The sequence below is a fragment of the Arthrobacter zhaoguopingii genome (assembly GCF_009828605.1).
Taxonomy (GTDB): domain Bacteria; phylum Actinomycetota; class Actinomycetes; order Actinomycetales; family Micrococcaceae; genus Arthrobacter_D; species Arthrobacter_D zhaoguopingii.
Genome location: NZ_WIAE01000005.1, coordinates 178,073 through 203,746 on the forward strand (window position 1 = coordinate 178,073; position 25,674 = coordinate 203,746).

21 protein-coding genes are annotated in these 25,674 nt (G+C 65.8%); 2 read left to right on the forward strand and 19 right to left on the reverse strand.

The features are described from left to right. The 19 genes from rplP to GVV77_RS08435 form a co-directional block, all read right to left on the reverse strand. Positions 1–417, reverse strand: a complete 417-nt coding sequence (gene rplP / locus GVV77_RS08345; protein ID WP_049829176.1) for a 50S ribosomal protein L16 — start codon at positions 415–417, stop codon at positions 1–3. Then, positions 418–1,248 carry a 30S ribosomal protein S3 gene (gene rpsC, locus GVV77_RS08350; protein ID WP_120164750.1) on the reverse strand — a complete coding sequence of 277 codons (831 nt, stop codon included), beginning with the start codon at positions 1,246–1,248 and terminating at the stop codon, positions 418–420. After that, on the reverse strand, positions 1,249–1,614 hold the full coding sequence (gene rplV / locus GVV77_RS08355; RefSeq protein ID WP_120164749.1) for a 50S ribosomal protein L22: 366 nt from the start codon (positions 1,612–1,614) through the stop codon (positions 1,249–1,251). It abuts the gene before it with no gap. Positions 1,615–1,652: 38 nt separating this feature from the next. Next, positions 1,653–1,934, reverse strand: a complete 282-nt coding sequence (gene rpsS, locus GVV77_RS08360; protein ID WP_026549122.1) for a 30S ribosomal protein S19 — start codon at positions 1,932–1,934, stop codon at positions 1,653–1,655. A 12-nt stretch (positions 1,935–1,946) separates the two neighbouring features. Next, positions 1,947–2,786, reverse strand: a complete 840-nt coding sequence (rplB, locus tag GVV77_RS08365; RefSeq protein WP_120164747.1) for a 50S ribosomal protein L2 — start codon at positions 2,784–2,786, stop codon at positions 1,947–1,949. Between the two features lie 31 nt (positions 2,787–2,817). Next, complete coding sequence (gene rplW / locus GVV77_RS08370; protein ID WP_120164745.1) at positions 2,818–3,123, reverse strand: 50S ribosomal protein L23; 306 nt, start codon at positions 3,121–3,123, stop codon at positions 2,818–2,820. Beyond that, on the reverse strand, positions 3,120–3,743 hold the full coding sequence (gene rplD, locus GVV77_RS08375) for a 50S ribosomal protein L4 (RefSeq protein WP_159617664.1): 624 nt from the start codon (positions 3,741–3,743) through the stop codon (positions 3,120–3,122). Before rplD ends, rplW begins: the two co-directional genes overlap by 4 nt. Before the next feature lie 4 nt (positions 3,744–3,747). Then, a complete protein-coding gene (gene rplC / locus GVV77_RS08380) occupies positions 3,748–4,404 on the reverse strand; it encodes a 50S ribosomal protein L3 (protein ID WP_159617665.1) in 657 nt (218 codons plus the stop codon). 16 nt (positions 4,405–4,420) lie between these two features. Next, positions 4,421–4,729 (reverse strand): 30S ribosomal protein S10, encoded by a 309-nt coding sequence (rpsJ, locus tag GVV77_RS08385; RefSeq protein WP_026531952.1) that lies wholly within the window; start codon positions 4,727–4,729, stop codon positions 4,421–4,423. A gap of 707 nt (positions 4,730–5,436) precedes the next feature. Continuing rightward, complete coding sequence (locus GVV77_RS08390) at positions 5,437–6,051, reverse strand: PDDEXK family nuclease (RefSeq protein WP_159617666.1); 615 nt, start codon at positions 6,049–6,051, stop codon at positions 5,437–5,439. A 1,128-nt stretch (positions 6,052–7,179) separates the two neighbouring features. Further along, positions 7,180–8,370: an elongation factor Tu gene (gene tuf, locus GVV77_RS08395; protein WP_120164739.1), complete on the reverse strand. Its 1,191-nt coding sequence runs from the start codon at positions 8,368–8,370 to the stop codon at positions 7,180–7,182. A 209-nt stretch (positions 8,371–8,579) separates the two neighbouring features. Next, positions 8,580–10,694: an elongation factor G gene (gene fusA / locus GVV77_RS08400; protein WP_159617667.1), complete on the reverse strand. Its 2,115-nt coding sequence runs from the start codon at positions 10,692–10,694 to the stop codon at positions 8,580–8,582. A gap of 84 nt (positions 10,695–10,778) precedes the next feature. Next, entirely contained in the window at positions 10,779–11,249 is a 471-nt protein-coding gene (rpsG, locus tag GVV77_RS08405) for a 30S ribosomal protein S7 (protein WP_043440595.1), read from the reverse strand. Between the two features lies 1 nt (position 11,250). Beyond that, positions 11,251–11,625 (reverse strand): 30S ribosomal protein S12, encoded by a 375-nt coding sequence (gene rpsL, locus GVV77_RS08410; protein ID WP_120164735.1) that lies wholly within the window; start codon positions 11,623–11,625, stop codon positions 11,251–11,253. Between the two features lie 515 nt (positions 11,626–12,140). Next, positions 12,141–16,031: a DNA-directed RNA polymerase subunit beta' gene (locus GVV77_RS08415; protein WP_159617668.1), complete on the reverse strand. Its 3,891-nt coding sequence runs from the start codon at positions 16,029–16,031 to the stop codon at positions 12,141–12,143. A 195-nt stretch (positions 16,032–16,226) separates the two neighbouring features. Further along, on the reverse strand, positions 16,227–19,736 hold the full coding sequence (gene rpoB / locus GVV77_RS08420; protein ID WP_159617669.1) for a DNA-directed RNA polymerase subunit beta: 3,510 nt from the start codon (positions 19,734–19,736) through the stop codon (positions 16,227–16,229). 328 nt (positions 19,737–20,064) lie between these two features. Continuing rightward, positions 20,065–21,711 carry a phytoene desaturase family protein gene (crtI, locus tag GVV77_RS08425; protein ID WP_159617670.1) on the reverse strand — a complete coding sequence of 549 codons (1,647 nt, stop codon included), beginning with the start codon at positions 21,709–21,711 and terminating at the stop codon, positions 20,065–20,067. Then, positions 21,708–22,607, reverse strand: coding sequence for a phytoene/squalene synthase family protein (locus tag GVV77_RS08430; RefSeq protein WP_159617671.1), 900 nt, complete (start codon positions 22,605–22,607; stop codon positions 21,708–21,710). Before GVV77_RS08430 ends, crtI begins: the two co-directional genes overlap by 4 nt. Positions 22,608–22,609: 2 nt before the next feature. Further along, positions 22,610–23,677, reverse strand: coding sequence for a polyprenyl synthetase family protein (locus tag GVV77_RS08435; protein ID WP_159617672.1), 1,068 nt, complete (start codon positions 23,675–23,677; stop codon positions 22,610–22,612). A 122-nt stretch (positions 23,678–23,799) separates the two neighbouring features. Between GVV77_RS08435 and idi the strand changes: the two genes are divergently transcribed. Together idi and GVV77_RS08445 are read left to right on the forward strand one after the other, a co-directional pair. Beyond that, positions 23,800–24,369, forward strand: coding sequence for an isopentenyl-diphosphate Delta-isomerase (idi, locus tag GVV77_RS08440; protein ID WP_159617673.1), 570 nt, complete (start codon positions 23,800–23,802; stop codon positions 24,367–24,369). Positions 24,370–24,440: 71 nt separating this feature from the next. Beyond that, on the forward strand, positions 24,441–25,643 hold the full coding sequence (locus GVV77_RS08445) for an acetyl-CoA C-acetyltransferase (protein ID WP_159617674.1): 1,203 nt from the start codon (positions 24,441–24,443) through the stop codon (positions 25,641–25,643). Positions 25,644–25,674 lie beyond the last annotated feature (31 nt).

Consider the following 25,674-nt stretch of genomic DNA (forward strand, 5'->3'; position numbering starts at 1 on the left):
CTATTCACCACCCTCACGACGCACGATGCGTGCCTTCAACGGCAGCTTGTGGATCGCGAGGCGCAGGGCTTCGCGGGCTACCTCTTCGGAAACACCGGACAGTTCAAACAGAACCCGTCCCGGCTTGACGTTGGCCACCCACCACTCGGGCGAACCCTTACCGGAACCCATGCGGGTTTCGGCAGGCTTCTTGGTCAACGGACGGTCCGGATAGATGTTGATCCAGACCTTGCCGCCACGCTTGATGTGGCGGGTCATGGCGATACGGGCCGACTCGATCTGGCGGTTGGTGACGTATGCCGGGCTCAGAGCCTGGATACCCCATTCGCCAAAGCTGACCTCGGTGCCGCCGGTCGCAGCGCCGGAACGACCCGGGTGGTGCTGCTTACGGAACTTGACTCGACGTGGGATAAGCATTTAAGCCTGTCCTCCTTCAGCCGCTGCGGGAGCTGCGGCGGTTTCGGCGGGTGCAGCTGCCGGCGCCTCGGCGGCGGGACGGCGGCGGCGGTCTCCGCCGCGGTCGCGGTCGCCACCGGCGGGGCCACGGCCCGGGCGGTCTCCGCCACGGCCACGCGACGGAGCTGCTGCAGCCTGGGCTGCCAGTTCCTTCGCGGTGACGTCACCCTTGTAGATCCAGACCTTCACGCCGATGCGGCCGAAGGTGGTCTTGGCTTCGAAGAACCCGTAGTCGATGTTCGCGCGGAGGGTGTGCAGGGGCACACGGCCTTCGCGGTAGAACTCCGAGCGGCTCATTTCGGCGCCACCCAGGCGGCCGGAGCACTGGACACGGATGCCCTTGGCTCCTGCGCGCTGTGCCGACTGCATTGCCTTCTTCATCGCGCGGCGGAAGGCCACGCGGGAGGAAAGCTGCTCGGCGACGCCCTGGGCGACAAGCTGAGCCTCGATCTCGGGGTTCTTGACCTCGAGGATGTTCAGCTGAACCTGCTTGCCGGTGAGCTTTTCGAGCTCGCCGCGGATGCGGTCCGCTTCGGCGCCGCGGCGGCCGATGACGATGCCCGGACGTGCCGTGTGGATATCCACGCGGACACGGTCGCGGGTGCGCTCGATCTCGACCTTGGCGATGCCGGCGCGGTCCATGCCCGTGGACATGAGCTGACGGATCTTGATGTCCTCGCGGACGAAGTCCCTGTAGCGCTGGCCCGGCTTGTTGCTGTCAGCAAACCAGTGAGACCTGTGGTCCGTGGTGATGCCGAGTCGGAACCCATGCGGGTTTACTTTCTGTCCCACTTAGCGGACCTCCACTTTCTCAGGGGTAGCGACTACAACTGTGATGTGGCTGGTCCGCTTGTTGATGCGGAACGCGCGGCCCTGGGCACGCGGACGGAACCGCTTCATCGTGGGGCCTTCATCGACAAATGCTTCGCTGATGACCAGGTCGCCCTCGTCGAAGGCAACGCCATCGCGGTCCGCGAGAACGCGGGCGTTGGCCATTGCTGACTGAACTACCTTGAATACCGGCTCTGAAGCAACCTGTGGGGCAAACTTCAGAATAGCCAGAGCCTCATTCGCCTGCTTACCACGAACAAGGTTGACGACGCGCCGGGCCTTCATAGGCGTTACGCGGATATGACGCGCAATTGCCTTGGCTTCCATTGCTTTCCTTCTCTCGTCTTAGCCGTAAAAGCTAGCGCCTAGCGGCGCTTGCCCTTGCGGTCGTCCTTAACATGGCCGCGGAAGGTCCGCGTAGGAGCGAATTCGCCGAGCTTGTGCCCGACCATCGACTCGGTGACAAACACCGGAATGTGCTTGCGTCCGTCGTGCACCGCGATCGTATGCCCGAGCATGTCGGGGACGATCATGGAGCGGCGGGACCACGTCTTGATGACGTTCTTTGTGCCCGATTCGTTCTCGCGAGCGACCTTTACGTAAAGGTGCTGATCGACGAAGGGGCCTTTCTTCAGGCTGCGTGGCATGTTCCCAGGCTCCTATCGCTTGTTCTTGCCGGAACGACGGCGACGCACAATGAGTGAATCGCTTTCCTTGTTGGGACGGCGGGTGCGTCCCTCTGCCTTGCCGTTGGGGTTGACCGGGTGGCGTCCACCGGAGGTCTTACCTTCACCACCACCGTGGGGGTGGTCGACGGGGTTCATGGCCACACCACGGACGGTCGGGCGGATGCCCTTCCAGCGGTTACGGCCGGCCTTGCCCCAGTTGATGTTCGACTGCTCGGCGTTGCCGACCTCGCCGACCGTTGCACGGCAGCGGACGTCGACGTTGCGGATTTCGCCGGAAGGCAGACGCAGCTGGGCGAAGCGGCCTTCCTTGGCGACGAGCTGGACGGACGCACCGGCGGAGCGGGCCATCTTGGCGCCGCCGCCCGGACGGAGCTCCACAGCGTGGATGACCGTACCAACGGGGATGTTGCGCAGCGGAAGGTTGTTGCCGGGCTTGATGTCAGCCCCGGCTCCGGCCTCGACGAAGTCGCCCTGCTTGAGCTTGTTCGGCGCAACGATGTAGCGCTTGGTGCCATCAACGTAGTGCAGGAGTGCGATGCGCGCCGTGCGGTTGGGATCGTATTCGATCTCAGCTACGCGGGCGTCAACGCCGTCCTTGTCGTGGCGGCGGAAGTCGATCAGACGGTACTGACGCTTGTGTCCACCACCCTTGTGACGGGTCGTGATCTTGCCGGTGTTGTTACGGCCGCCCTTCTTGGGGAGCGGACGCACCAGGGACTTCTCCGGTGTCGATCGTGTGATTTCTGCGAAGTCGGCAACGCTGGAGCCGCGGCGGCCCGGCGTTGTCGGCTTGTATTTACGGATTCCCATGTGTCATTTCCTCGTTAAAGTGGTCTCCGCTCTAGGCGAGCGGACCGCCGAAGATGTCGATTGTGCCTTCTTTGAGGGACACAATGGCACGCTTGGTGCCCTTGCGCTGTCCCCAGCCGAACTTGGTGCGCTTGCGCTTACCGACACGGTTGATGGTGTTGATCGAGTCGACCTTGACGGAGAAAATCTTCTCCACGGCCAGCTTGATCTCTTCCTTGTTGGAACGCGGGTCGACCAGGAAGGTGTACTTACCTTCGTCGATCAGGCCGTAGCTCTTTTCCGAGACGACGGGTGCAATGACGACGTCGCGCGGATCCTTTGCGATGCTGCCGCTCACTTGGCCTCCTCCTTCGATGTTGCGTCAGCCGACTGGACGAACACGTCGTAGGCGGCCTTCGTGAAGATCACATCGTCGGAAACCAGCACGTCGTACGTGTTGAGCTGGTCAACGTACAGCACGTGAACCCCGGGGACGTTACGTACCGACAGAGCCGATACGTCGTTGGCGCGCTCGATGACCACGAGCAGGTTGGGCCGCTCGGAGATCGAACGCAGCGTCTCGATGGCACCCTTGGTCGACGGCTTGTCGCCGGCCACCAGGGACTCAAGAACGTGGATGCGGCCGTTGCGGGCGCGGTCCGAGAGGGCTCCGCGCAGGGCGGCGGCCTTCATCTTCTTGGGGGTGCGCTGGCTGTAGTCGCGGGGCGTGGGCCCGTGGACAACGCCACCACCGGTCATGTGCGGGGCGCGGATCGAACCCTGGCGGGCGCGGCCGGTGCCCTTCTGCTTGAACGGCTTGCGGCCTGCACCGCTCACCTCGGCGCGGGTCTTGGTCTTGTGGGTACCCTGACGGGCAGCCGCAAGCTGGGCCACGACAACCTGGTGCAGCAGCGGCACGTTCGTCTGAACGTCGAAGATCTCGGCGGGGAGATCAACCTTTACTGTTTGGACAGCCATCTGGCTATGCTCCCTTCACGGCGGTGCGTACGAGGACGACCTGGCCGCGGGCGCCGGGTACAGCGCCCTTGATCAGCAGCAGCGACTTCTCGGCGTCCACGCCGTGAACCGTGAGGTTCAGCGTGGTCTGGCGAACGGCGCCCATGCGGCCTGCCATTTTCATGCCCCGGAAGACGCGGCTGGGGGTGGACGCACCACCGATGGAGCCGGGCTTGCGGTGGTTCTTGTGGGCACCGTGCGAGGCACCGACGCCGTGGAAACCGTGGCGCTTCATGACGCCGGCAAAGCCCTTGCCCTTGGTGGTGCCGATAACGTCGACCGTCTGGCCGGCAGCGAACATCTCAACGGAGAGTTCCTGGCCCAGCTCGTAGGTGTCGGCGTCGGCGGTGCGCAGCTCGACCACGTGACGGCGCGGGGTGACCCCGGCCTTGTCGAAGTGGCCTGCCAGCGGCTTGGTCACCTTGCGGGGGTCGATCTGGCCGAAGCCGATCTGCACGGCGCTGTAGCCGTCCTTGTCCGCGGTGCGCAGCTGCGTGATGACGTTCGAGTCTGCCTGGACGACGGTGACAGGAACGAGGAGATTGTTCTCATCCCAGACCTGGGTCATGCCGAGCTTGATGCCCAGCAGGCCCTTGACCTGGCGCGTAAGTGAAGTAGACATGTGTATCCGCTCTCCCTTACAGCTTGATTTCGATGTTCACGTCCGCAGGCAGGTCGAGACGCATCAGCGAATCAACGGCCTTAGGCGTGGGGTCAATGATGTCGATCAGACGCTTGTGAGTGCGCATTTCAAAGTGCTCACGGCTGTCCTTGTACTTGTGCGGGGACCGGATCACAACGAAAACGTTCTTCTCCGTCGGCAGCGGCACGGGGCCAACTACCGTAGCGCCTGCGCGCGTCACCGTCTCAACGATCTTCCGCGCTGAAACATCAATGACCTCGTGGTCATATGACTTCAGCCGGATGCGGATCTTCTGTCCCGCCATGGCGTCTCGACTCTCTCTCTACATGAGAACTGCCGGGGGCAGTTCCGGTACGTACATTGTCTGCGCCCGTTGTTCGGCGCTCCCCCACAGGCTGAATCCGGACGATTCCGGGTTCCTCACCCTGCTGAGGCTCCGACCCCCGCGCTCGGGCGTGTCGCGTTTTTCTCGACACGCACACTCCGCGCATATCAGCCAGGCTGAACGGGATGGATTATATTTGGGCCACGCTGACCGATGAACCTTGACCCTGCATCAGGCATTATCCTGACCGGGACCCGGGTCTCAAACCGCACGCGCAAGCACTTGAACAACTTGTCTAGTCTGGCAGAGATACCGTGCAAACGCCAATCCGCGGGGATTTGCGGCTCTCTGCGCGGCGTGTCGCGCCCGGTAAGCGGTGTGACCAGCCTCTCCCCCGGCCGTCAGCAGTGCGTAGGGTGCCGCGCCGGGCGGCGGGCGTGCCGACGTCGCCGGCTGCGGGCGTGCCGACGTCGCCGGCTGCGCCCGATGACGACCCGCGCACCTGATCCCGACCAGCAGGCCCGAAAACGACCTGCGGACCGGAGATATCGGGGCAGTTTGTCGTTTTCGGCTCCGCGGATCGCCCCGCTTTCGAAATGCGCCGGTCGGTGCGGAGTGCAACCACCCCTGCCGGGCACTGACACGCTGGCTGATGCGCCGGCGCGCTCCAGAGATTCAGGTAGTTCTTATCTTTGGGCCCGAAGTACACGTCCCGGAATGATAGGCCGCCCCGGAACAAGGCCTGCCGAGGTGAGAAGGTCACGCAGGAGTGCAGGATCGCGAAGGTCGTCCCAGGTCCAGCGCACCACACGCAGTCCGAGCGCCCGCAGCCGGTCTTCCCTGCGCTTTTCCTCGATGACGACCTCGCTGGGGGTCCTGCCGTTGAGGAACTCCGGCTTCGAGTACTTCACCAGCCCGTCGAATTCCCCCACGAGACGCACCTCCGGCCAATAGAAGTCGACGCGGCCGATGAATCCCCGCGCATCGGCGAACACCCGCTGCAGCTCGGGCGCCGGAAATCCCATCACCATCATCTGCACCCTGCTCAGAGACTCCCCCGGTGACTCGGCGTCGCCGCAGGCAAAATCGAGCACCGCTGCGATCCGAGTCCGGGCGGCAGCCGTCCGCGCCATCTGCGCCAGCTCGGATACCCTTGCCAGATCAGTCGTCCCCCGACGCAGCGCGTCATCGAGAGCGAGAACGCCGGCAGGGAAACCCGAACCGACGGCGAGGGCGACTATCGTCGACTCGAGCGAGGTCACCTGCAGCCCGGAAATGTGGACCACCGGGGGCGCAGTCATCGAGCTGCAATGACGCCGGACCCCTCCGCGCGAGTGCGCCGAGCCGTCGGGAATTTGCTGGACATGCACGTGGGAAGGGACCGTGACAAGTGGTAGTCCGTGGACCAGCGCCGCCGTTTCACGGCAGAAGACGGGCGGGCGATGCGCTGTCAGGTGCACGGCCAGGACCCTCATTCGATAGCGGTCCCAGCGATCGAGGGCGGCCCATCTCTTGCTGGTCACATAGAGCCCCTGCCGGATCCGAACCAGGTCTCCGGCTGCGCAGCTCCGCTGGAGCGATCGGGAGCTCAGGCCCTGAGCCGAGAGTTCCGCCGTAGACAGCACGAAAGTTCTGAGCGTGGAATACGTCGTCATGCCTCAACATTGACGGCAGGGCCGCTGTCCGCCAGCCGTGACCGTCGTTATGTGGATCGGCAACCGCTCCGAGGCCGGCGGAGTGCTGCTCGCGAGTACCCTTCCCGTTCGACGACGTCGCCACAGAGTGCGACCTCTGTACCCGATTGCGACAAACGGACCGGATAAATCCGGTGCCGCCGTCGCTTTCGGGCACCCGAGACGCAACCGCCCCCGGGAACCTCCCCCGGTGACCGCCCTGCGGTTGCGCCACCGCCGCCGCACACTGCGACCGGCGTACCTGAATGCGACCGGCGGACCCTATTGCGACGTGCGGACCCTATTGCGACGCGCGGACCCGACAAATCCGGTGCCGCCGTCGCTTTCGGGCACCCGGGACGCAACCGGCCCTGGGAACCCTCCCCCGATGACCGCCCGAGGGCAGCGCCACCGCCGCCGCACACTGCGACCGGCGTACCTGAAGGCGACCGGCGTCCCCGATTGCGACGTGCGGACCGGATAAATCCGGCGCCGCCGTCGCTTTCCGGCACCCGAGACGCAACCGTCCCCGGGAACCTCCTCCGGGGCTGCCGGCCCGCGGGGTCACCGCCGCCGCACACTGCGACCGGCGTACCTGAAGGCGACCGGCGTCCCCGATTGCGACGTGCGGACCCGACAAATCCGGTGCCGCCGTCGATTTCGGGCACCCGGGACGCAACCGGGAGCGGTGCACACAAAAGGGCCCCGCTGCCGAAGCAGCGGGGCCCTTCCGTTAAGACTCAGGCAGTCGGAAGACTACTTGATGATCTTGGTGACACGTCCCGAACCAACGGTGCGGCCGCCTTCGCGGATAGCGAAGCCGAGGCCCTCTTCCATTGCGATCGGCTGGATGAGCGCAACGGTCATCTCAGTGTTGTCGCCGGGCATAACCATTTCAGTACCCTCGGGGAGGGTGATGACGCCGGTTACGTCCGTGGTGCGGAAGTAGAACTGCGGGCGGTAGTTCGAGTAGAACGGGTTGTGACGCCCGCCCTCGTCCTTGGCCAGGATGTAGACGTTGGCCTCGAAGTCGGTGTGCGGGGTGATCGAACCCGGCTTGACGATGACCTGGCCGCGCTCGACATCTTCGCGCTTGATGCCGCGGAGCAGCAGGCCACAGTTCTCGCCAGCCCATGCTTCGTCGAGCTGCTTGTGGAACATCTCGATACCGGTAACCGTGGTCTTCTGGACCGGACGGATGCCGACGATCTCGACCTCGGAGTTGATCTTCAGGGTTCCACGCTCGGCGCGGCCCGTTACAACGGTGCCACGGCCGGTGATGGTGAAGACGTCCTCGACAGGCATGAGGAAGGGCTTGTCCTTGTCGCGGATCGGGTCCGGAACGGACTCGTCCACAGCAGCCATCAGGTCCTCGACGGACTTGACCCACTGGGCGTCGCCCTCGAGGGCCTTCAGGCCGGAAACGCGGACGACGGGAGCTTCGTCACCGTCGAAGCCCTGCGCGCTGAGCAGCTCGCGGACCTCCATCTCGACGAGGTCAAGCAGTTCCTCGTCTTCGACCATGTCGGACTTGTTCAGCGCGACCAGCAGGTAGGGAACACCAACCTGGCGGGCGAGCAGAACGTGCTCGCGGGTCTGGGCCATCGGACCGTCGGTTGCGGCAACAACGAGGATGGCGCCATCCATCTGTGCCGCACCGGTGATCATGTTCTTGATGTAGTCAGCGTGACCGGGAGCGTCTACGTGTGCGTAGTGGCGCTTCTCAGTCTGGTACTCAACATGCGAGATGTTGATGGTGATGCCGCGCTGCTTCTCCTCGGGAGCCGAGTCGATCGACGCGAAGTCACGCTGCTCGTTGAGAGTGGGGTACTTGTCGTAAAGCACCTTGGAAATGGCAGCCGTCAACGTCGTCTTTCCATGGTCAACGTGACCGATGGTGCCGATGTTAACGTGCGGCTTAGTCCGCTCGAACTTTGCCTTCGCCACGGGTTCCTCCTAGAACGTTTGAGAAGATTTGCTTCCCAGCCGCGCTTTTCGCAGCTGAAACTCATGCAAGTCTACTTGGGGGCTTTGGTTTTCTTGAAATTGCAGGGTACTGCCGGCCCCGAGGGGCCGTTGGCTGGTGGAGGGCCGGCGGACGGGATGTCCGCCGGCCCCGCCGGATGCCTCAGCCGTTGCCGACCGGGGATCCGAAGTTACTCACCGCGGGTCTTCTGGATGATCTCGTCGGCAACAGCCTTGGGGACCTCCGAGTAGCTGTCGAACTGCATCGAGTACACGGCGCGGCCCTGGGTCTTGGACCGCAGGTCGCCGATGTAACCGAACATTCCGGACAGGGGCACGAGGGCGCGGATGACCTTTACGCCGCTTGCGTCCTCCATGGACTGCATCTGGCCGCGGCGGGAGTTCAGGTCGCCGATAACTTCGCCCATGTACTCCTCGGGCGTGCGGACCTCAACATCCATGAGCGGTTCGAGCAGCACCGGCTGCGCCATCCGAGCGGCTTCCTTGAACGCCATGCGACCGGCGATCTTGAAGGCCATTTCGGAGGAGTCGACGTCGTGGTAGGCGCCGTCAAGCAGCGTCGCCTTGATGCCGACAACCGGGTAGCCGGCGAGCACGCCGTCGTTGAGGGCATCCTGGATGCCTGCATCAACGCTGGGGATGTACTCGCGCGGAACGCGTCCACCGGTGACCTTGTTGTCGAAGGTGTACAGCTCGCCTTCGGCGGTGTCCAGCGGCTCGATCGCGATCTGGATCTTCGCGAACTGGCCCGATCCACCGGTCTGCTTCTTGTGCGTGTAGTCGTGCTTGGCGACCGTGCGCTTGATCGTCTCGCGGTAGGCGACCTGGGGCTTGCCCACGTTCGCCTCGACCTTGAATTCGCGGCGCATGCGGTCCACCAGGATGTCCAGGTGGAGCTCGCCCATACCGGCGATGATCGTCTGTCCGGTGTCCTCGTTGAGGGAGACCTGGAAGGTCGGGTCCTCGGCCGAGAGCTTCTGGATAGCCGTCGACAGCTTCTCCTGGTCGCCCTTGGTCTTGGGCTCGATCGCAACCGAGATCACGGGCTCCGGGAAGCTCATGGACTCGAGGACGATCTGGCTGCCGGAATCGGAGAGGGTGTCACCGGTGGTGGTGTCCTTCAGCCCGATCGCTGCGTAGATGTGGCCGGCCAGCGCCTCGTCAACAGGGTTTTCCTTGTTGGCGTGCATCTGGAACAGCTTGCCGATGCGCTCCTTCTTGCCCTTGGTGGAGTTGACCACCTGGGTGCCGGCGGAGACCTGTCCGGAGTACACCCGGATGAAGGTCAGCTGGCCGAAGAACGGGTGGGTCGCAACCTTGAACGCCAGGGCCGAGAACGGCTCGTCGGTGCTCGGCTTGCGGGTCATCTCGACGGTCTCGTCGCGGGGGTCGTGACCGACCATGGCGGGAACGTCGAGCGGGGACGGCAGGTAGTCGACGACGGCGTCAAGCATCGGCTGGACGCCGCGGTTCTTGAACGCGGAGCCGCAGAGGATCGGGTAGACCTCGGAGGCGATCGTCATCTTGCGGATGCCGGCCTTGATTTCCTCGACGGTGAGTTCTTCACCCTCGAGGTACTTGCCCATGAGGTTGTCGGAGGACTCTGCCACGGTCTCGACGAGCGCGGCGCGGTATTCCTCGGCCTTTTCCTTGAGATCGGCGGGGATCTCCTGGACCTCGTACTTGGCACCCATCGTCACGTCGCCCTTGGCGTCGCCCGGCCAGACCAGGGCGCGCATTTCGATCAGGTCGACGACGCCGATGAAGTCGTTCTCGGCACCGATGGGCAGCTGGAGGACCAGCGGCTTGGCGCCGAGGCGGCTAATGATGGTGTCGACGGTGAAGTAGAAGTCGGCACCGAGCTTGTCCATCTTGTTGACGAAGCAGATGCGGGGAACTTCATACTTGTCGGCCTGGCGCCAGACGGTCTCGGACTGGGGCTCAACGCCCTCCTTGCCGTCGAACACGGCGACGGCGCCGTCGAGGACGCGCAGTGAGCGCTCAACCTCGACGGTGAAGTCAACGTGGCCGGGGGTGTCGATGATGTTGATCTGGTTGTTGTGCCAGAAGCTGGTCACGGCGGCAGACGTGATGGTGATGCCGCGTTCCTTTTCCTGTTCCATCCAGTCGGTCGTCGAGGCGCCGTCGTGGGTCTCGCCGATCTTGTGGTTTACACCCGTGTAGAACAGGATGCGCTCGGTAGTAGTGGTCTTGCCGGCATCGATGTGCGCCATGATGCCGATATTGCGGACCTTTGTAAGGTCTGTAAGCACGTCCTGTGCCACGGTGTCTCCCTTTTGACGAAGATGGAGTTCTGCTGGACCCCCGGGCGGGAACTGCCGATCGGCAGGCCCCGCCGGGAGCTCGTTTTACCAGCGGTAGTGTGCGAAGGCCTTGTTGGATTCGGCCATCTTGTGCGTGTCTTCGCGGCGCTTGACTGCGGCGCCGAGGCCGTTGGAGGCGTCGAGGATTTCGTTCTGCAGGCGCTCGGTCATCGTCTTCTCGCGGCGGGCCTTGGAGTACCCGACCAGCCAGCGGAGGGCGAGGGCGGTCGAACGCCCCGGCTTGACCTCGACGGGAACCTGGTAGGTGGCGCCACCGACACGGCGTGAGCGGACCTCAAGGGTCGGCTTGACGTTGTCCATTGCCTTCTTCAGTGCTGCGACGGGGTCGCCGCCGGACTTGGCGCGTGCGCCTTCGAGTGCACCGTAGACGATGCGCTCGGCGGTGGACTTCTTGCCGTCGACGAGAACCTTGTTGATCAGCTGAGTGACCAGGGGGGAACCGTAGACGGGATCTACAACGAGCGGCCGCTTCGGGGCCGGGCCCTTACGAGGCATATTACTTCTTCTCCATCTTTGCGCCGTAGCGGCTGCGGGCCTGCTTACGGTTCTTGACGCCCTGGGTATCCAGCGCCCCACGGACAATCTTGTAACGGACACCCGGAAGGTCCTTCACACGTCCGCCGCGCACCAGCACGATGGAGTGTTCCTGAAGGTTGTGCCCAACACCGGGGATGTAGGCGGTGACTTCGATGCCGCCGTTGAGACGCACGCGGGCAACCTTGCGGAGCGCGGAGTTCGGCTTCTTCGGGGTGGTCGTGTAGACGCGGGTGCAGACGCCGCGCTTCATCGGGCTGCCCTTCAGTGCGGGCGCCTTGGTCTTGGCGACCTTCGGTGACCGGCCCTTGCGGACCAGCTGGTTAATCGTAGGCACTTTCGTGTTCTCCGTAATGTCTCGGATGAGTTCTCTGTTAGCCCGACCCTGCGGTCATCCGAAACCCCGGGGGCAGCGGACCACCCGTGAGCGGGGGTTCTCAGTCGTTTGGCGCCGCCTGACTAGCTGCCGCAAAACGACCGTAGGCGTGCAAAAATGTGGCATTCGTTGTACAAGATCCCTACAACACGGAGATACGTTTCGCAACGCCAATCCACTGCCACACAAACAATTGAGGTCAAGTCTAGCAGAGATTGGGCCGCGGCCGCGCCGCTCCCCCTCCCCTGGCCCGGAAACACGCGGATCGAGGCGGTGGAATGCTCCGCTGACGGCGGCGCATGAAGCCGCGACGACGACGGCGGCAGCTGGGGGCCGCGGCGGCTGCTGCCGGAACCGGGCGTGCGTCCCGGGCCCCCGAAACCAGACCCGGACACCGGGAACGGGGAAGGCCCCGGACCGTTTCGGGTCCGGGGCCTTCCGCCGTGTTCTACCGCTGCTCGCGCAGCGCGGGCTTCCTAGCGGAAGTCGTTGCCGAGGTCGTAGTCATCCAGGGGGATGGCGTGGAACTCGGGGTTCATTCCGCCCTCGACGCCGGCGTAGTCGAAGTCGCTGAACGCGCTCGGACCGGTGAAGAGGTTGGCCTTGGCTTCCTCGGTGGGCTCGACCGTGATCTTCGTGTAGCGGTCCAGGCCGGTTCCGGCCGGGATGAGCTTACCGATGATCACGTTCTCCTTCAGGCCCAGCAGCGGATCGCTCTTGCCTTCCATGGCGGCCTGCGTGAGAACACGCGTGGTCTCCTGGAAGGAAGCGGCCGACAGCCACGACTCGGTGGCGAGTGAGGCCTTGGTGATGCCCATGAGCTCGGGACGGCCTGAGGCCGGCTTCTTGCCCTCGGACACCACGCGGCGGTTCTCGTCCTCGAAGCGGCGGCGCTCGGCCAGCTCTCCGGGGAGGAGATCCGATTCACCGGACTCGATGACGGTCACGCGGCGCAGCATCTGCCGGACGATGACTTCCACGTGCTTGTCGTGGATGCCGACACCCTGGCTGCGGTACACGCGCTGGACCTCGTCCACCAGGAACTCCTGGGCCTTGCGCGGGCCGAGGATACGCAGGATCTGCTTGGGGTCGACCGCACCGAAGACGAGCTGCTGCCCGACCTCGACGTGCTCGCCGTCGGCGACCAGCAGGCGTGCACGGCGCAGGACCGGGTACGCGATCTCCTCCGAGCCGTCGTCAGGGGTGACCACCAGGCGAAGCTGCTTCTCGGCATCCTCGATGGTGACGCGCCCTGCAACCTCGGAGATCGGGGCGACACCCTTGGGTGTGCGCGCCTCGAAGAGCTCCTGGATACGGGGCAGACCCTGGGTGATGTCCTCGGCCGAGGCAACACCACCGGTGTGGAAGGTACGCATGGTCAGCTGCGTGCCGGGCTCACCGATCGACTGTGCGGCGATGATGCCGACGGCCTCTCCGATGTCCACGGTCTTGCCGGTCGCAAGCGAACGGCCGTAGCAGAGGGCGCAGGTTCCGACGCTCGACTCACAGGTCAGCACGGAGCGGATCTTGATCTCGGTGACACCCGCGGCGAACAGCTCGCCGATCAGGACGTCTCCGACGTCGGAGCCGGCAGCCGCCAGCACCTCGCCCTTGGAATCGACGACGTCGGTGGCCAGCGTACGGGCGTACGCCGAGTTCTCGACCTCTTCGTGCAGGACCAGTTCACCGTTGGCGTCAGGCACCGCAATGGTGACCTTCAGGCCGCGCTCGGTGCCGCAGTCGTCCTCGCGGACGATGACGTCCTGGGACACGTCCACGAGACGGCGGGTCAGGTAACCCGAGTTCGCCGTACGCAGCGCGGTGTCCGCAAGGCCCTTACGGGCACCGTGCGTCGCGATGAAGTACTCCAGCACCGACAGGCCCTCACGGTAGGAGGACTTGATCGGACGCGGGATGATCTCACCCTTGGGGTTCGCCACCAGGCCGCGGATACCGGCGATCTGCCGGACCTGCAGCCAGTTACCACGGGCACCGGAGGACACCATGCGGTTGATGGTGTTGTCCTTCGGCATTGCCTCGCGCATGGAGGCTGCCACCTCGTTGGTTGCCTTGTTCCAGATGTCGATGAGCTCCTGACGGCGCTCCTCGTCGGCGATCAGGCCCTTGTCGAACTGCGACTGGACCTTGGCGGCCTGCGTCTCGTAGCCCTCCATGATTCCGGCCTTGTTGATCGGCGCGGAGATGTCGGAGATGGCGACGGTGACACCGGAGCGCGTGGCCCAGTAGAAGCCGGCGTCCTTGAGGTTGTCCAGCGTCGCGGCGGTGACGACCTTGGGGTAGCGCTCCGCGAGATCGTTGACGATCGTGGAGAGCTGTCCCTTGTCGGCGACCTTCTCGACCCAGGGGTAGTCCTCGGGAAGGGTGTCGTTGAACAGGACCTGCCCGAGGGAGGTCTCGATCAGCGCCGGGGTGCCCGGCTCCCAGCCCTCAGGCGCGGGGGTGTCCGCGCTGGGGACGAAGTTGGGAACGCGGATGCGCACCACGGAGTTCAGGTGCAGCTCGCCGGCGTCGTGCGCCATGATGGCCTCGGCGGGGCTGGTGAACACGCGGCCTTCGCCCGCACTGCCCTCACGCTTGGTGGTGAGGTGGTGCAGACCGATGATCATGTCCTGCGACGGGAGGGTCACGGGGCGGCCATCGGAGGGCTTCAGGATGTTGTTCGAGGAGAGCATCAGGATGCGCGCCTCGGCCTGGGCCTCGGGGCTCAGCGGCAGGTGCACTGCCATCTGGTCGCCGTCGAAGTCAGCGTTGAAGGCGGCGCAGACCAGCGGGTGGAGCTGAAGGGCCTTGCCTTCAACCAGCTGGGGCTCGAACGCCTGGATGCCGAGGCGGTGCAGGGTAGGTGCACGGTTCAGCAGCACGGGGTGTTCGGTGATGATCTCTTCGAGAACGTCCCAGACCTGCGGGCGGTAGCGCTCGACCATCCGCTTGGCGCTCTTGATGTTCTGCGCGTGGTTGAGGTCAACCAGGCGCTTCATCACGAACGGCTTGAAGAGCTCCAGCGCCATCTGCTTGGGCAGACCGCACTGGTGCAGCTTCAGCTGCGGGCCGACGACGATGACCGAACGGCCCGAGTAGTCGACGCGCTTGCCCAGGAGGTTCTGGCGGAAGCGTCCCTGCTTGCCCTTGAGCATGTCGGAGAGCGACTTCAGCGGACGGTTGCCCGGCCCGGTGACGGGACGGCCGCGGCGGCCGTTGTCGAACAGGGAGTCAACGGCTTCCTGCAGCATGCGCTTTTCGTTGTTCACGATGATCTCGGGGGCACCGAGGTCGAGCAGGCGCTTGAGGCGGTTGTTCCGGTTGATCACGCGGCGGTACAGGTCGTTGAGGTCGGACGTCGCGAAACGGCCGCCGTCGAGCTGGACCATCGGGCGCAGTTCCGGCGGGATCACCGGGACGGCGTCGAGCACCATGCCCAGGGGGCTGTTGGTGGTGGTGAGGAACGCGTTGACGACCTTCAGGCGCTTCAGGGCACGCGTCTTGCGCTGGCCCTTGCCGTTCTGGATGATGTCGCGGAGCATCTCGGCCTCGCCGGGCATGTCGAAGTTCTCAAGACGCTTCTTGATCGCTTCGGCACCCATGGAGCCCTCGAAGTACAGGCCGTAACGGTCGCGCAGTTCGCGGTAGAGGCCCTCGTCGCCTTCGAGGTCGGCGACCTTGAGGGTCTTGAAGCGCTCCCACACCTGGACCAGGCGCTCGATGTCGGCGTCGGCGCGCTTGCGCACGTTGGCCATCTGACGGTCCGCTGAGTCGCGGGCCTTCTTCTTGTCGGCGGCCTTGGCGCCCTCGCCCTCGAGGCGGGCAAGCTCGTCCTCAAGGTCCTTGGCGATCGCGGCGATGTCGGAGTCGCGCTGGTCGATCATCTGCTTCTTCTCAAGGTCGTGCTCGGCCTGGAGGTTCGGCAGTTCGGCGTGACGGTTCTCTTCGTCGACCGAGGTGATCATGTAGGCAGCGAAGTAGATGACCTTCTCAAGGTCCTTCGGTGCAAGGTCGAGCAGGTAGCCAAGGCGTGAGGGAACACCCTTGAAGTACCAGATGTGCGTGACGGGAGCGGCGAGCTCGATGTGGCCCATGCGCTCGCGGCGCACCTTGGCACGGGTGACCTCGACGCCACAGCGCTCACAGATGATGCCCTTGAAGCGCACGCGCTTGTACTTGCCGCAGTAGCACTCCCAGTCGCGGGAAGGGCCGAAGATCTTCTCGCAGAAGAGGCCGTCCTTCTCGGGCTTGAGCGTGCGGTAGTTGATGGTTTCCGGCTTCTTGACCTCGCCGTAAGACCAGCCGCGGATTTCGTCCGCGGTGGCAAGGCCGATTCGCATGAGGCCGAAGGAGGATTCGCTGGACATATGGTCCCTGTTCTCTCTTTGTTCTCTAAATTCTTGAAGTCTTGTGAGGGTGCGGTGGGAAGTGCTGGCGGTGGCCGGGTGTCCGGCCCGGCGCCTGGAACGGCGGCAACGAAATTTCCTCGGCCGCGGACGGCCTCCGAAATATTAAAGCCGCCTTCCTCCAGGCGCCGGACCAGACAGGGTCCGGATGTCGCCCTAGACTTCCTCGACAGAGCTCGGCTCGGCCCGTGACAGGTCGATGCCCAGTTCCTCCGCGGCCCGGAAGACTTCTTCATCCGAGTCACGCATCTCAATCGTCGTGCCGTCGGTGGAGAGGACTTCCACGTTCAGGCAGAGCGACTGCATTTCCTTGATCAGCACCTTGAAGGACTCGGGAACGCCCGGCTCGGGGATGTTCTCGCCCTTGACGATCGCTTCGTAGACCTTGACGCGTCCGTGGATGTCATCCGACTTGATCGTCAGAAGTTCCTGGAGCGTGTAGGCGGCGCCGTAGGCCTCGAGGGCCCAGACTTCCATCTCACCGAAGCGCTGTCCGCCGAACTGCGCCTTACCACCCAGCGGCTGCTGCGTGATCATGGAGTACGGTCCGGTGGAGCGTGCGTGGATCTTGTCGTCGACAAGGTGGTGCAGCTTCAGGATGTACATGTAGCCGACGGAGATCGGGTCCGGGAACGGCTCGCCGGAGCGGCCGTCGAACAGGCGCGCCTTGCCGGACTCGCCGATCAGGCGCTGGCCGTCGCGGGTCACGTTGGTCGAGTTGAGCAGACCGACTATCTCGTCCTCGGTGGCGCCGTCGAACACGGGGGTCGCGACGGTGGTCGAGGCGACCTCGCGGGGCAGGTTCGGGAGGTTCTTGACCCAGTCGGGCTCCCCTTCGATCTTCCAGCCCTGCTTGGCGGCCCAGCCCAGGTGGATCTCCAGGACCTGTCCGACGTTCATGCGGCCCGGAACACCCAGCGGGTTCAGGACGATGTCGACGGGGGTGCCGTCCTCGAGGAACGGCATGTCCTCGATCGGCAGGATCTTGGAGATGACGCCCTTGTTGCCGTGGCGGCCGGCCAGCTTGTCGCCGTCGGTGATTTTGCGCTTCTGCGCGACGTAGACGCGGACGAGCTGGTTGACGCCCGGGGGCAGCTCGTCGTCGTTGTCGCGGTCGAAGATGCGCACGCCGATGACGGTTCCCGACTCGCCGTGGGGCACCTTCAGGGAGGTGTCGCGGACCTCGCGGCTCTTCTCACCGAAGATGGCGCGCAGCAGGCGCTCCTCCGGGGTGAGCTCCGTTTCACCCTTGGGGGTGACACGGCCGACGAGGATGTCGCCCGCCTCGACCTCGGCACCGATGTGGATGATGCCGCGCTCGTCGAGGGCACCAAGGACCTCTTCGGAGACGTTGGGGATGTCGCGGGTGATTTCCTCGGCACCAAGCTTGGTGTCGCGGGCGTCGACCTCGTGCTCCTCAATGTGGATCGAGGTCAGCACGTCGTCGGAGACGATGCGCTGCGAGAGGATGATCGCGTCCTCGAAGTTGTGGCCTTCCCAGGACATGAACGCGACGAGCATGTTCTTGCCCAGGGCCAGTTCACCCTGGTCGGTGGAGGGACCGTCGGCGATGATCGAGTTGTACTCGACGCGGTCGCCCTCGCCCACCAGCACACGCTGGTTATACGCGTTGCCCTGGTTGGAGCGGGCGAACTTCATGATCGGGTAGCTGGTCTCGGTGCCGTCGTCGTTGAGCACGGTGACAAGGTCGGCGGAGACTTCGCGCACGACGCCGGCCTTGGCGGCGGTGACGGCGTCACCGGCGTCGACGGCGGCGTACTTCTCCATGCCGGTGCCCACGAGCGGACGCTCGGAGCGCAGCAGGGGCACGGCCTGGCGCTGCATGTTCGCACCCATGAGGGCGCGGTTAGCATCGTCGTGCTCGAGGAACGGAATCAGGGCCGTTGCCACCGACACCATCTGGCGCGGGGAAACGTCCATGTACTCGACCTCGTCGGCGGCGACGAGCACGGGCTCGCCGGAGCCGCCGCGGGTACGCACCAGGACCATGTCCTCGACGAACTTGCCCTTGGCGTCGAGCGGGGCGTTGGCCTGTGCGATCAGGCGCTCCACCTCGTCATCGGCGGTCAGGTAGTCGATCTGGTCGGTGACGATACCGTCGACGGCCTTGCGGTATGGGGTCTCAATGAAACCGAACGCGTTGATGCGTCCGTAGGAGGCCAGCGAACCGATGAGGCCGATGTTCGGGCCTTCAGGGGTTTCGATGGGGCACATACGGCCGTAGTGCGACGGGTGGACGTCACGGACCTCCATGCCGGCGCGGTCGCGGGACAGACCACCCGGGCCCAGCGCGGACAGGCGGCGCTTGTGCGTCAGTCCGGCGAGCGGGTTGTTCTGGTCCATGAACTGCGAGAGCTGGGAGGTTCCGAAGAACTCCTTGATCGCAGCGACGACCGGACGGATGTTGATCAGGGTCTGCGGCGTGATCGCCTCGACGTCCTGGGTGGTCATGCGTTCGCGGACGACGCGCTCCATGCGGGACAGGCCGGTGCGGACCTGGTTCTCGATGAGCTCGCCGACGGCGCGGATGCGGCGGTTGCCGAAGTGGTCGATGTCGTCGACCTCGACGCGCAGCTCGACGTCTTCGCCGTCGCGCTTGCCGCCGATGGTCTTCTCACCGGCGTGCAGGGCAACGAGGAACTTGATCATTGCGACGATGTCGTCGATGTTCAGCACCGACGCATCTGAGTCGGTGAGGTCCTTGTCGATGCCGAGCTTGCGGTTGATCTTGTACCGGCCGACCTTGGCCAGGTCGTAACGCTTGGGGTTGAAGTACAGGTTGTCCAGCAGGGTCTGGGCAGCCTCAACCGTCGGCGGCTCTCCCGGGCGCAGCTTGCGGTAGATGTCGAGCAGGGCGTCCTCACGGGTTTCCGTGGCGTCCTTCTCCATGGTGGCGCGGATGGAGTCGTACTCGCCGAAGGTCTCGAGGATCTGGCCTTCGGTCCAGCCGAGGGCCTTGAGCAGCACGGTGACGGACTGCTTGCGCTTGCGGTCGAGGCGGACGCCGACCTGGTCGCGCTTGTCGATCTCGAGCTCGAACCAGGCGCCGCGGGACGGGATGATCTTCGCGCTGAAGATGTCCTTGTCGCTGGTCTTGTCGGCGGTGCGCTCGAAGTAGGCGCCGGGCGAACGGACCAGCTGCGAGACGACGACACGCTCGGTGCCGTTGATCACGAAGGTGCCCTTGTCCGTCATCAGCGGGAAGTCACCCATGAACACGGTCTGCTGCTTGATCTCGCCCGTGTTGTTGTTCATGAACTCGGCCTTGACGTACAGCGGAGCCGAGTACGTTGCGTCACGGTCCTTGCACTCGGCCATGGTGTACTTCGGGTCGGCGAACTCCGGCTCGGAGAAGCTCAGGGACATGGTGCCCTGGAAGTCCTCGATTGGTGAGATCTCTTCGAAGATGTCGGCCAGACCGGAGGTCGTGGCTACGCCCTGAAGTCCCTTCTCCAGTGCTTCTTCAACGCGCGCCTTCCAGCGCTCGTTGCCGACCAGCCAGTCAAAGCTGTCGGTCTGAAGGGCGAGGAGATTCGGAACATCGAGGGGTTCGTGAATCTTTGCGAATGAGAGCCGGGGTGCGGCGCCGTCGGCGTCGACCTGGCTGTTAGCGGTTGCATTATTAGAGGTGCTCGAGGCGACCAAGAGGGATCCTTCCACAGACCTTCAGGCTTGTCAGCGATCCGCCCTCAGCACCACCGCCGCAGATTGGTGCGGGGATCGAGTGCTAACCTGATGTCTCCACGCGTCATCTGAACCAAGTGGCCCGTTAAATGACGAGAGCAGAACAAAGCCCACCGCTATATGAAGGCTGAGGTTTAGAGGGAAGACGCAAATCCCAACACTACGGGACTCCTAGCGCAATGTCCAATGCCGCGTCAACCTCGCCACGCCCCCGGAGTGTCATCTCCCCGATCCGCGGCGGGTGTGCACTCCCCCTGCGGGGACCCGCCCGCCCGGAATTCGCCCGCCGTCAGGCCACCGGCTCCGGCAGCGGACCGGTCGAGGTGTCGGAGCGCAGCCGCTTCACCACGAGCTCGGCGCTGATCAGGCACATCGGGATGCCGATGCCGGGCACCGTGGAGCTTCCCGCGTAGTAGAGCCCCTCCACCTTCCGGCTGCGGTTCGATCCGCGCAGGAACGCGCTCTGCCGCAGCGTATGTGCCGGGCCGAGGGAGGTCCCCCGCCAGGCGTTGAGGTCGGAGGCGAAGTCCCGCGGACCGTAGGTGCGCCGGAGCACGACCCGTTCGGCGAGGTCCGGTATGTGCGCCCATTCGGCGATCTGCGCGATCACCGCGTCGGCAAGCTCCTCGACCCGCGCGTCCCCGCCGCGGTCCACGCCCCCGCCGCCGACGCCGACGTCGGCGGGGATGGGCACCAGGACGAAGACGTTCTCGTCGCCCGCCGGGGCCACCGACGGGTCGGTGGCGCTTGGGCGGCAGACGTAGAGCGAGGCCGGGGACGGGATGGAGGTCTCGGCGCCGAAGATCCGCCCGAAGTTGTCTTTCCAGTCGGCGGTGAACAGCAGTGTGTGGTGATCGAGCTGCGGCAGGGAGCCCTTCACGCCGAGGTAGAGCAGCAGCGCGCTGGGCCCCGGAACCCGCCGGGACCAGTACTTCTCGGGGTAGGTCTGCCGGTCATCGGGGAGCAGGACCGTCTCGGTGTGGTGGAGGTCGGCGGCGGAGACCACGATGTCCGCCTCCACCCGGTGCACGGCTCCCCCGGACCGGTAGCTGACCCCGGTGACCCGGGCGCGGGGACGGCGGGGGCCCCGCCGGCGGGAGGAACCAGGGTGCGCGGCGGCCGTATCGATGGGGTCGGTGTCGATGGAGACGACGTCGGCGCCGGTGCGGATCTCCACGCCGGCCTCCTCGGCGACCCGCGTCATCGCCGAGATCAGGGAGGTGAACCCGCCCATCGGGTAGAGCACGCCGTCGTCGAGGTCCAGGTGGCTCATCAGGTGGTACATGCTGGGGGCGTCGAACGGGGAGCTGCCGAGGAAGACCGCCGGGTAGCCGAGGATCTGCCGCAGCCGCGGATCGGCGAACCGGCTGGCCACGAATCCGGAGAGGGGCTGCAGCAGCAACCGGACCAGCTTGGGCAGGCGGACCAGGACGTCGGGTCGAAGCAAGGGCAGGAAGGATTCGAACGTGGAGTACAGGAAGCGCCGCTTGGCGATCGTGTAGGTGTCCTCGGCCGAGTCCAGGTACTTCTCCAGCGCCTCCCCCGCGCCGGGCTCGAGGGATTCGAAGAGCTTCACCACGGCCGGGCGGTCGGCCGGGACGTCGACGGCCTCGCGGTTCTGCTCGAAGATCACCCGGTAGCCGGGGTCGAGCCGGATCAGCTCGAGCTGCTCCGCGGCGGAGGTGCCCATCAGCTTGAAGAAGTGGTCGATCACCTCGGGCATGAGGTACCAGGACGGTCCGGTGTCGAAGCGGAACCCGCCGGCCTCCCAGGACCCGGCACGGCCGCCAACCCGGTCCTGCTTCTCGAGCAGGGTCACGGTGTGCCCTTCGGCGGCCAGCAGCGCCGCCGTGGCGAGCCCGCCGATTCCGCCGCCGATGACGGTGACCCGCCGGCCGCCGACGCGGGACGTTCCGGTGTTTCCCTGGACGCTCATGGTGTCCTCTCCTTCAGATAGCTTTCCGGCGCCGAACTTCCGGCCAGGGTCCGCGCCAGGATGCGCAGCTTCACCGCGTTGGGCACCCGGATGCGGGCCCGGAGCAGCTCCTCGGCCGGGGTGCGCCGCAGCCGCAAGGCCAGTTCGGTGAAGAGGGCCTGGGCCAGGGCGACGGCCCGGCGCGGTGCAGGGGGAAGGCCGGGCAGGCTCGCCAGGGAGATCCGGAGGTCCTCGTCGATATCGTCGAGCAGGCGGTGCTTGTCCTGCTCGGAGAAGGAGCCCGGCCGGATGCCGGGAAAGTAGCTGCGGCCCAGCGTGGAGAAGTCCTCGGCGAGGTCGCGCAGGAAGTTGATCTTCTGGAAGGCCGCCCCGAGGTGCCGCGCCCCGTCCGCAAGGATCTCTTCCTGCGCCGGATCGGTGGGGCGCCCGGCCAGGAACGCCTTGACGCACATCAGTCCGACCACCTCCGCGGAGCCGTAAACGTACCGGGAGAACGACTCGGGAGTGTGTTCGCGCTGGGTGATGTCGGCGCGCATCGACGCAAAGAAGGGCCGGGTGAGGTCCGTGCCGATGCCGGTGGCCCGGGCGGTGACGGCGAAGGCGTGGACCACGAGGTTGGCGCTGTACCCGGTGTCGAGGGCGGTTTCGGTCTCACGCTCCAGCGCGTCCAGCATCGCTTCGACCTGCCCGGCGTCGAGCCCGGCGGCGGCGGCCGGCCCGTCGACGACCTCGTCGGCGACCCGGACCAGGGCGTAGACGGCTTCGATCCGCGCCCGGGTGGGGCCGTCGAGGAGCCGGCAGGCCAGGCCGAACGACGTCGAATAGCAGCGGATCACCTCGGCCGAGGTCTTCAGGGCCGCGGCGTTGTACCGCTCGAGCGCTGTCGTGTTTGCCATCGTCACCGTGTCCTGTCCACGGCCGCTGAGGCCACCGGTTGAAGTACGTCGCGCAGCCCGCGCGGCACGAGGTCGGAGTCGAGGTGGCGCCGGGCGCGGGAGGCGTAGTCGACGGCGAGCCCCGCCGAGTACTCGCGGGCCCCCGAGTCTTCGAGGACCCGGCGGACGTAGTCGGCGTCGGCGGCGGACATCGCCGGCGACCCGACGAGGGAGGAGATTTCCTCCCATTCCGGGCGGTCCGCGACGAAGGACATCAGGGCCGTCCGCTTGCCTTCGCGCAGGTCCCCCCAGTTCGTCTTGCCCGTGCGGGATTCACTGCCGAAGACGCCCAGCAGGTCGTCGGCGATCTGGAACGCGATGCCGGCGTCGCGGCCGAAGTCGCCCAGGCAGTCCACCAGGGGGTCCTCCGCACCGGCGAGCACCGCCCCGGCCTGCAGGGGCCCTTCGAAGGAGTAGACGGAGGTCTTCAGCCGGGCCATGTTCAGGATGTCCTCGAGGGGTGGCATCCGCGGGGCGAGTATCGCTTCGATGTCGAGGTATTCCCCCGCCGCCGAGGCGAACACGGCCTCGTCGAGGATCTCGTTGAGCCGGCGGTGGGTCGCCGGTCCCGTGCGCACCCGGTCGAGGAGCCGGTAGGCGTTGGAGAGCGCGAGGTCCCCGGCAATGACCCCGGCGGAGAACCCGACGTGGTCGGCCGCGGCGGGCGCCATGCCGGCGTCGCGCGCGATCGCTCGGTAGCGGCCCGACACGTTGGGGACGCCGCGGCGCACGAAGTCCCGGTCGATCACGTCGTCGTGAATGATGAACGCCGTGTGCAGCAGTTCGAAGGACGCACCGACCAGGGCGGCGCTGGCCAGGTCCGTTCCACCCAGCAGGGAGTAGGCGGACAGAACCAGGCGGGGACGGAAGCGTTTGCCGCCGGCGGTGCACGTCTCAAGCGTTTCCCACAGCCCCAGGTAGCCGGGGCCCACCGCTGCGGCCCGCTGGCGGGACCTCTCAAAGAAACACCGGAGCACGTCCTCGACCTGCTCAAGCCCGTCCGGCTCGACCAACAGATCGTCGATGTTCATAGGTAAAGTAAACACGGACAAGCCGCCTTCAACTAACCAGGCGGACCACCGCACGGCCGGGCAGCACTCCGCCGTGGGAAAACCTTCCGGAATCCTTGCGGGAGACGATCGGGATGAGGACAATGGCGCGACATCTTGAAGAGCACCCCGCCGGCCCCGAACTGGTGGTGCTGCTGGCCGAGGACGGCACGCCCATCGGCACCCAGGACAAGGCGAGCGTGCACACCCAGGCCACTCCCCTTCACTTCGCCTTCTCCACCCATGTGTTCAACGAGGCCGGGCAGATCCTCGTGACGCGCCGTGCGCTGACCAAGAAGGCCTGGCCCGGCGTGTGGACCAACTCCTTCTGCGGACACCCGGGGCCCGGCGAGACGCCGGAGGAGGCGGTGGTGCGCCGCGCGCGTCAGGAGCTCGGCATGACGGTCCGTTCGATCACGCCTGCGCTACCCGATTTCCGCTACCGGGCCGTCGATGCCTCGGGCATCGTCGAAAATGAAATCTGCCCGGTCTTCACCGCGGTGATCGATGGACCGATCGCTCCGTCACCGGAGGAGGTCATGGACGTCCAGTGGGTCGAGCCTGACCGCCTGGTCAACGCCGTGGAGGCCACGCCCTGGGCCTTCAGCCCCTGGCTCACGCTCCAGCTGCCGCTGCTCTACCCCTCCGATAACCAGTTAATAACCGTTAGCTGAAATGGGCGGGGAGCGGTAGCCTTAAGGGGAGTTCTTCAGGATTTCAATGACGAAAGCGAGCACTCCCCGCCATGGCACTTCCAACCACCGCGCCCGATGACGTAGTCATCGTCGGCGGCGCACGTACCCCGTCCGGCAAGCTGAACGGCCAGCTGTCGGCCTTCAGCGCCGTTGAGCTCGGCGGCTTCGCCGTCGCCGGCGCCCTGGCCAACGCCGGAGTGCCGCCCGAGTCCGTCGACACAGTGATCATGGGCCACGTGGTGCAGGCCGGCTGCGGCCAGAATCCGGCACGCCAGGCCTCGCTCCGCGCGGGCGTCGGCTGGGACGTCCCGGCTGTGACCGTTAACAAGGTGTGCCTCTCGGGCCTCACCGCCGTGATCGACGCGGCCCGCCTGATCCGCAGCGGCGAGGCCTCCGTCGTCGTCGCCGGCGGCCAGGAATCGATGTCCCGCGGCCCGCACCTGCTGCCGGGCTCCCGCCAGGGCTGGACCTACGGCAATATTTCCGCCCTCGACTCGGTCGCCCACGACGGGCTGACCGACTCCTTCGACAACGAATCGATGGGCGCCTCCACCGAGCGGGGAAACCGGAAACTCGGCATCGACCGGACCGCCCAGGACGAGGTGGCGGCGGCGTCCCACCAGCGGGCGGCGGCGGCCATCGAGTCGGGCATCTTCGCCGAGGAAATCGTGCCGGTCACCGTGCCGCAGCGCCGGGGCGACGACGTCGTCCTCACCACCGACGAGGGGGTCCGCCCGACCACCACCGTGGACACCCTGGCCGGGCTCCGTCCGGCATTCGACAAGGAGGGAACCATCACGGCGGGCAACTCGTCGCCCCTGTCCGACGGCGCCTCCGCGCTGGTGCTGACCTCCCGCGCCACCGCCGAACGGCTGGGCCTGAAGATCCTCGCCGTCACCGGGCAGCCCGGGCAGGTTGCCGGGCCCGACAATTCGCTGCATTCCCAGCCCTCCAATGCCATCACCCACGCGCTCAAGCGGGCCGGCTGGACCGCCTCGGAGCTCGACTTCATCGAGATCAACGAGGCCTTCGGCTCGGTGGCCGTGCAGTCCCTCAAGGACCTCGACTACCCGGCCGAGAAGTGTAACCTTCACGGCGGGGCCATCGCGCTCGGACACCCCATCGGCGCCTCCGGGGCTCGGCTCGCGCTGCACGCGGCCTTCGAACTGCACCGCCGGGGCTCAGGCAAGGCGGCTGTGTCGCTGTGCGGCGGCGGCGGGCAGGGCGAGGCGCTTTTGCTCTGGCGCGAATAGCACCCGGCACGGCTTAAACGGAGAAGGCCCC

Bases quoted from the DNA above. Each gene is read 5' to 3' on its own strand.
- rplP (WP_049829176.1), bottom strand. From the start codon at position 417: ATGCTTATCCCACGTCGAGTCAAGTTCCGTAAGCAGCACCACCCGGGT.
- rplV (WP_120164749.1), bottom strand. From the start codon at position 1,614: ATGGAAGCCAAGGCAATTGCGCGTCATATCCGCGTAACGCCTATGAAG.
- rpsS (WP_026549122.1), bottom strand. From the start codon at position 1,934: ATGCCACGCAGCCTGAAGAAAGGCCCCTTCGTCGATCAGCACCTTTAC.
- rplB (WP_120164747.1), bottom strand. From the start codon at position 2,786: ATGGGAATCCGTAAATACAAGCCGACAACGCCGGGCCGCCGCGGCTCC.
- rplD (WP_159617664.1), bottom strand. From the start codon at position 3,743: ATGGCTGTCCAAACAGTAAAGGTTGATCTCCCCGCCGAGATCTTCGAC.
- rplC (WP_159617665.1), bottom strand. From the start codon at position 4,404: ATGTCTACTTCACTTACGCGCCAGGTCAAGGGCCTGCTGGGCATCAAG.
- rpsJ (WP_026531952.1), bottom strand. From the start codon at position 4,729: ATGGCGGGACAGAAGATCCGCATCCGGCTGAAGTCATATGACCACGAG.
- GVV77_RS08390 (WP_159617666.1), bottom strand. From the start codon at position 6,051: ATGACTGCGCCCCCGGTGGTCCACATTTCCGGGCTGCAGGTGACCTCG.
- rpsG (WP_043440595.1), bottom strand. From the start codon at position 11,249: ATGCCTCGTAAGGGCCCGGCCCCGAAGCGGCCGCTCGTTGTAGATCCC.
- GVV77_RS08415 (WP_159617668.1), bottom strand. From the start codon at position 16,031: ATGTCCAGCGAATCCTCCTTCGGCCTCATGCGAATCGGCCTTGCCACC.
- crtI (WP_159617670.1), bottom strand. From the start codon at position 21,711: ATGAGCGTCCAGGGAAACACCGGAACGTCCCGCGTCGGCGGCCGGCGG.
- GVV77_RS08430 (WP_159617671.1), bottom strand. From the start codon at position 22,607: ATGGCAAACACGACAGCGCTCGAGCGGTACAACGCCGCGGCCCTGAAG.
- GVV77_RS08435 (WP_159617672.1), bottom strand. From the start codon at position 23,677: ATGAACATCGACGATCTGTTGGTCGAGCCGGACGGGCTTGAGCAGGTC.
- idi (WP_159617673.1), top strand. From the start codon at position 23,800: ATGGCGCGACATCTTGAAGAGCACCCCGCCGGCCCCGAACTGGTGGTG.
- GVV77_RS08445 (WP_159617674.1), top strand. From the start codon at position 24,441: ATGGCACTTCCAACCACCGCGCCCGATGACGTAGTCATCGTCGGCGGC.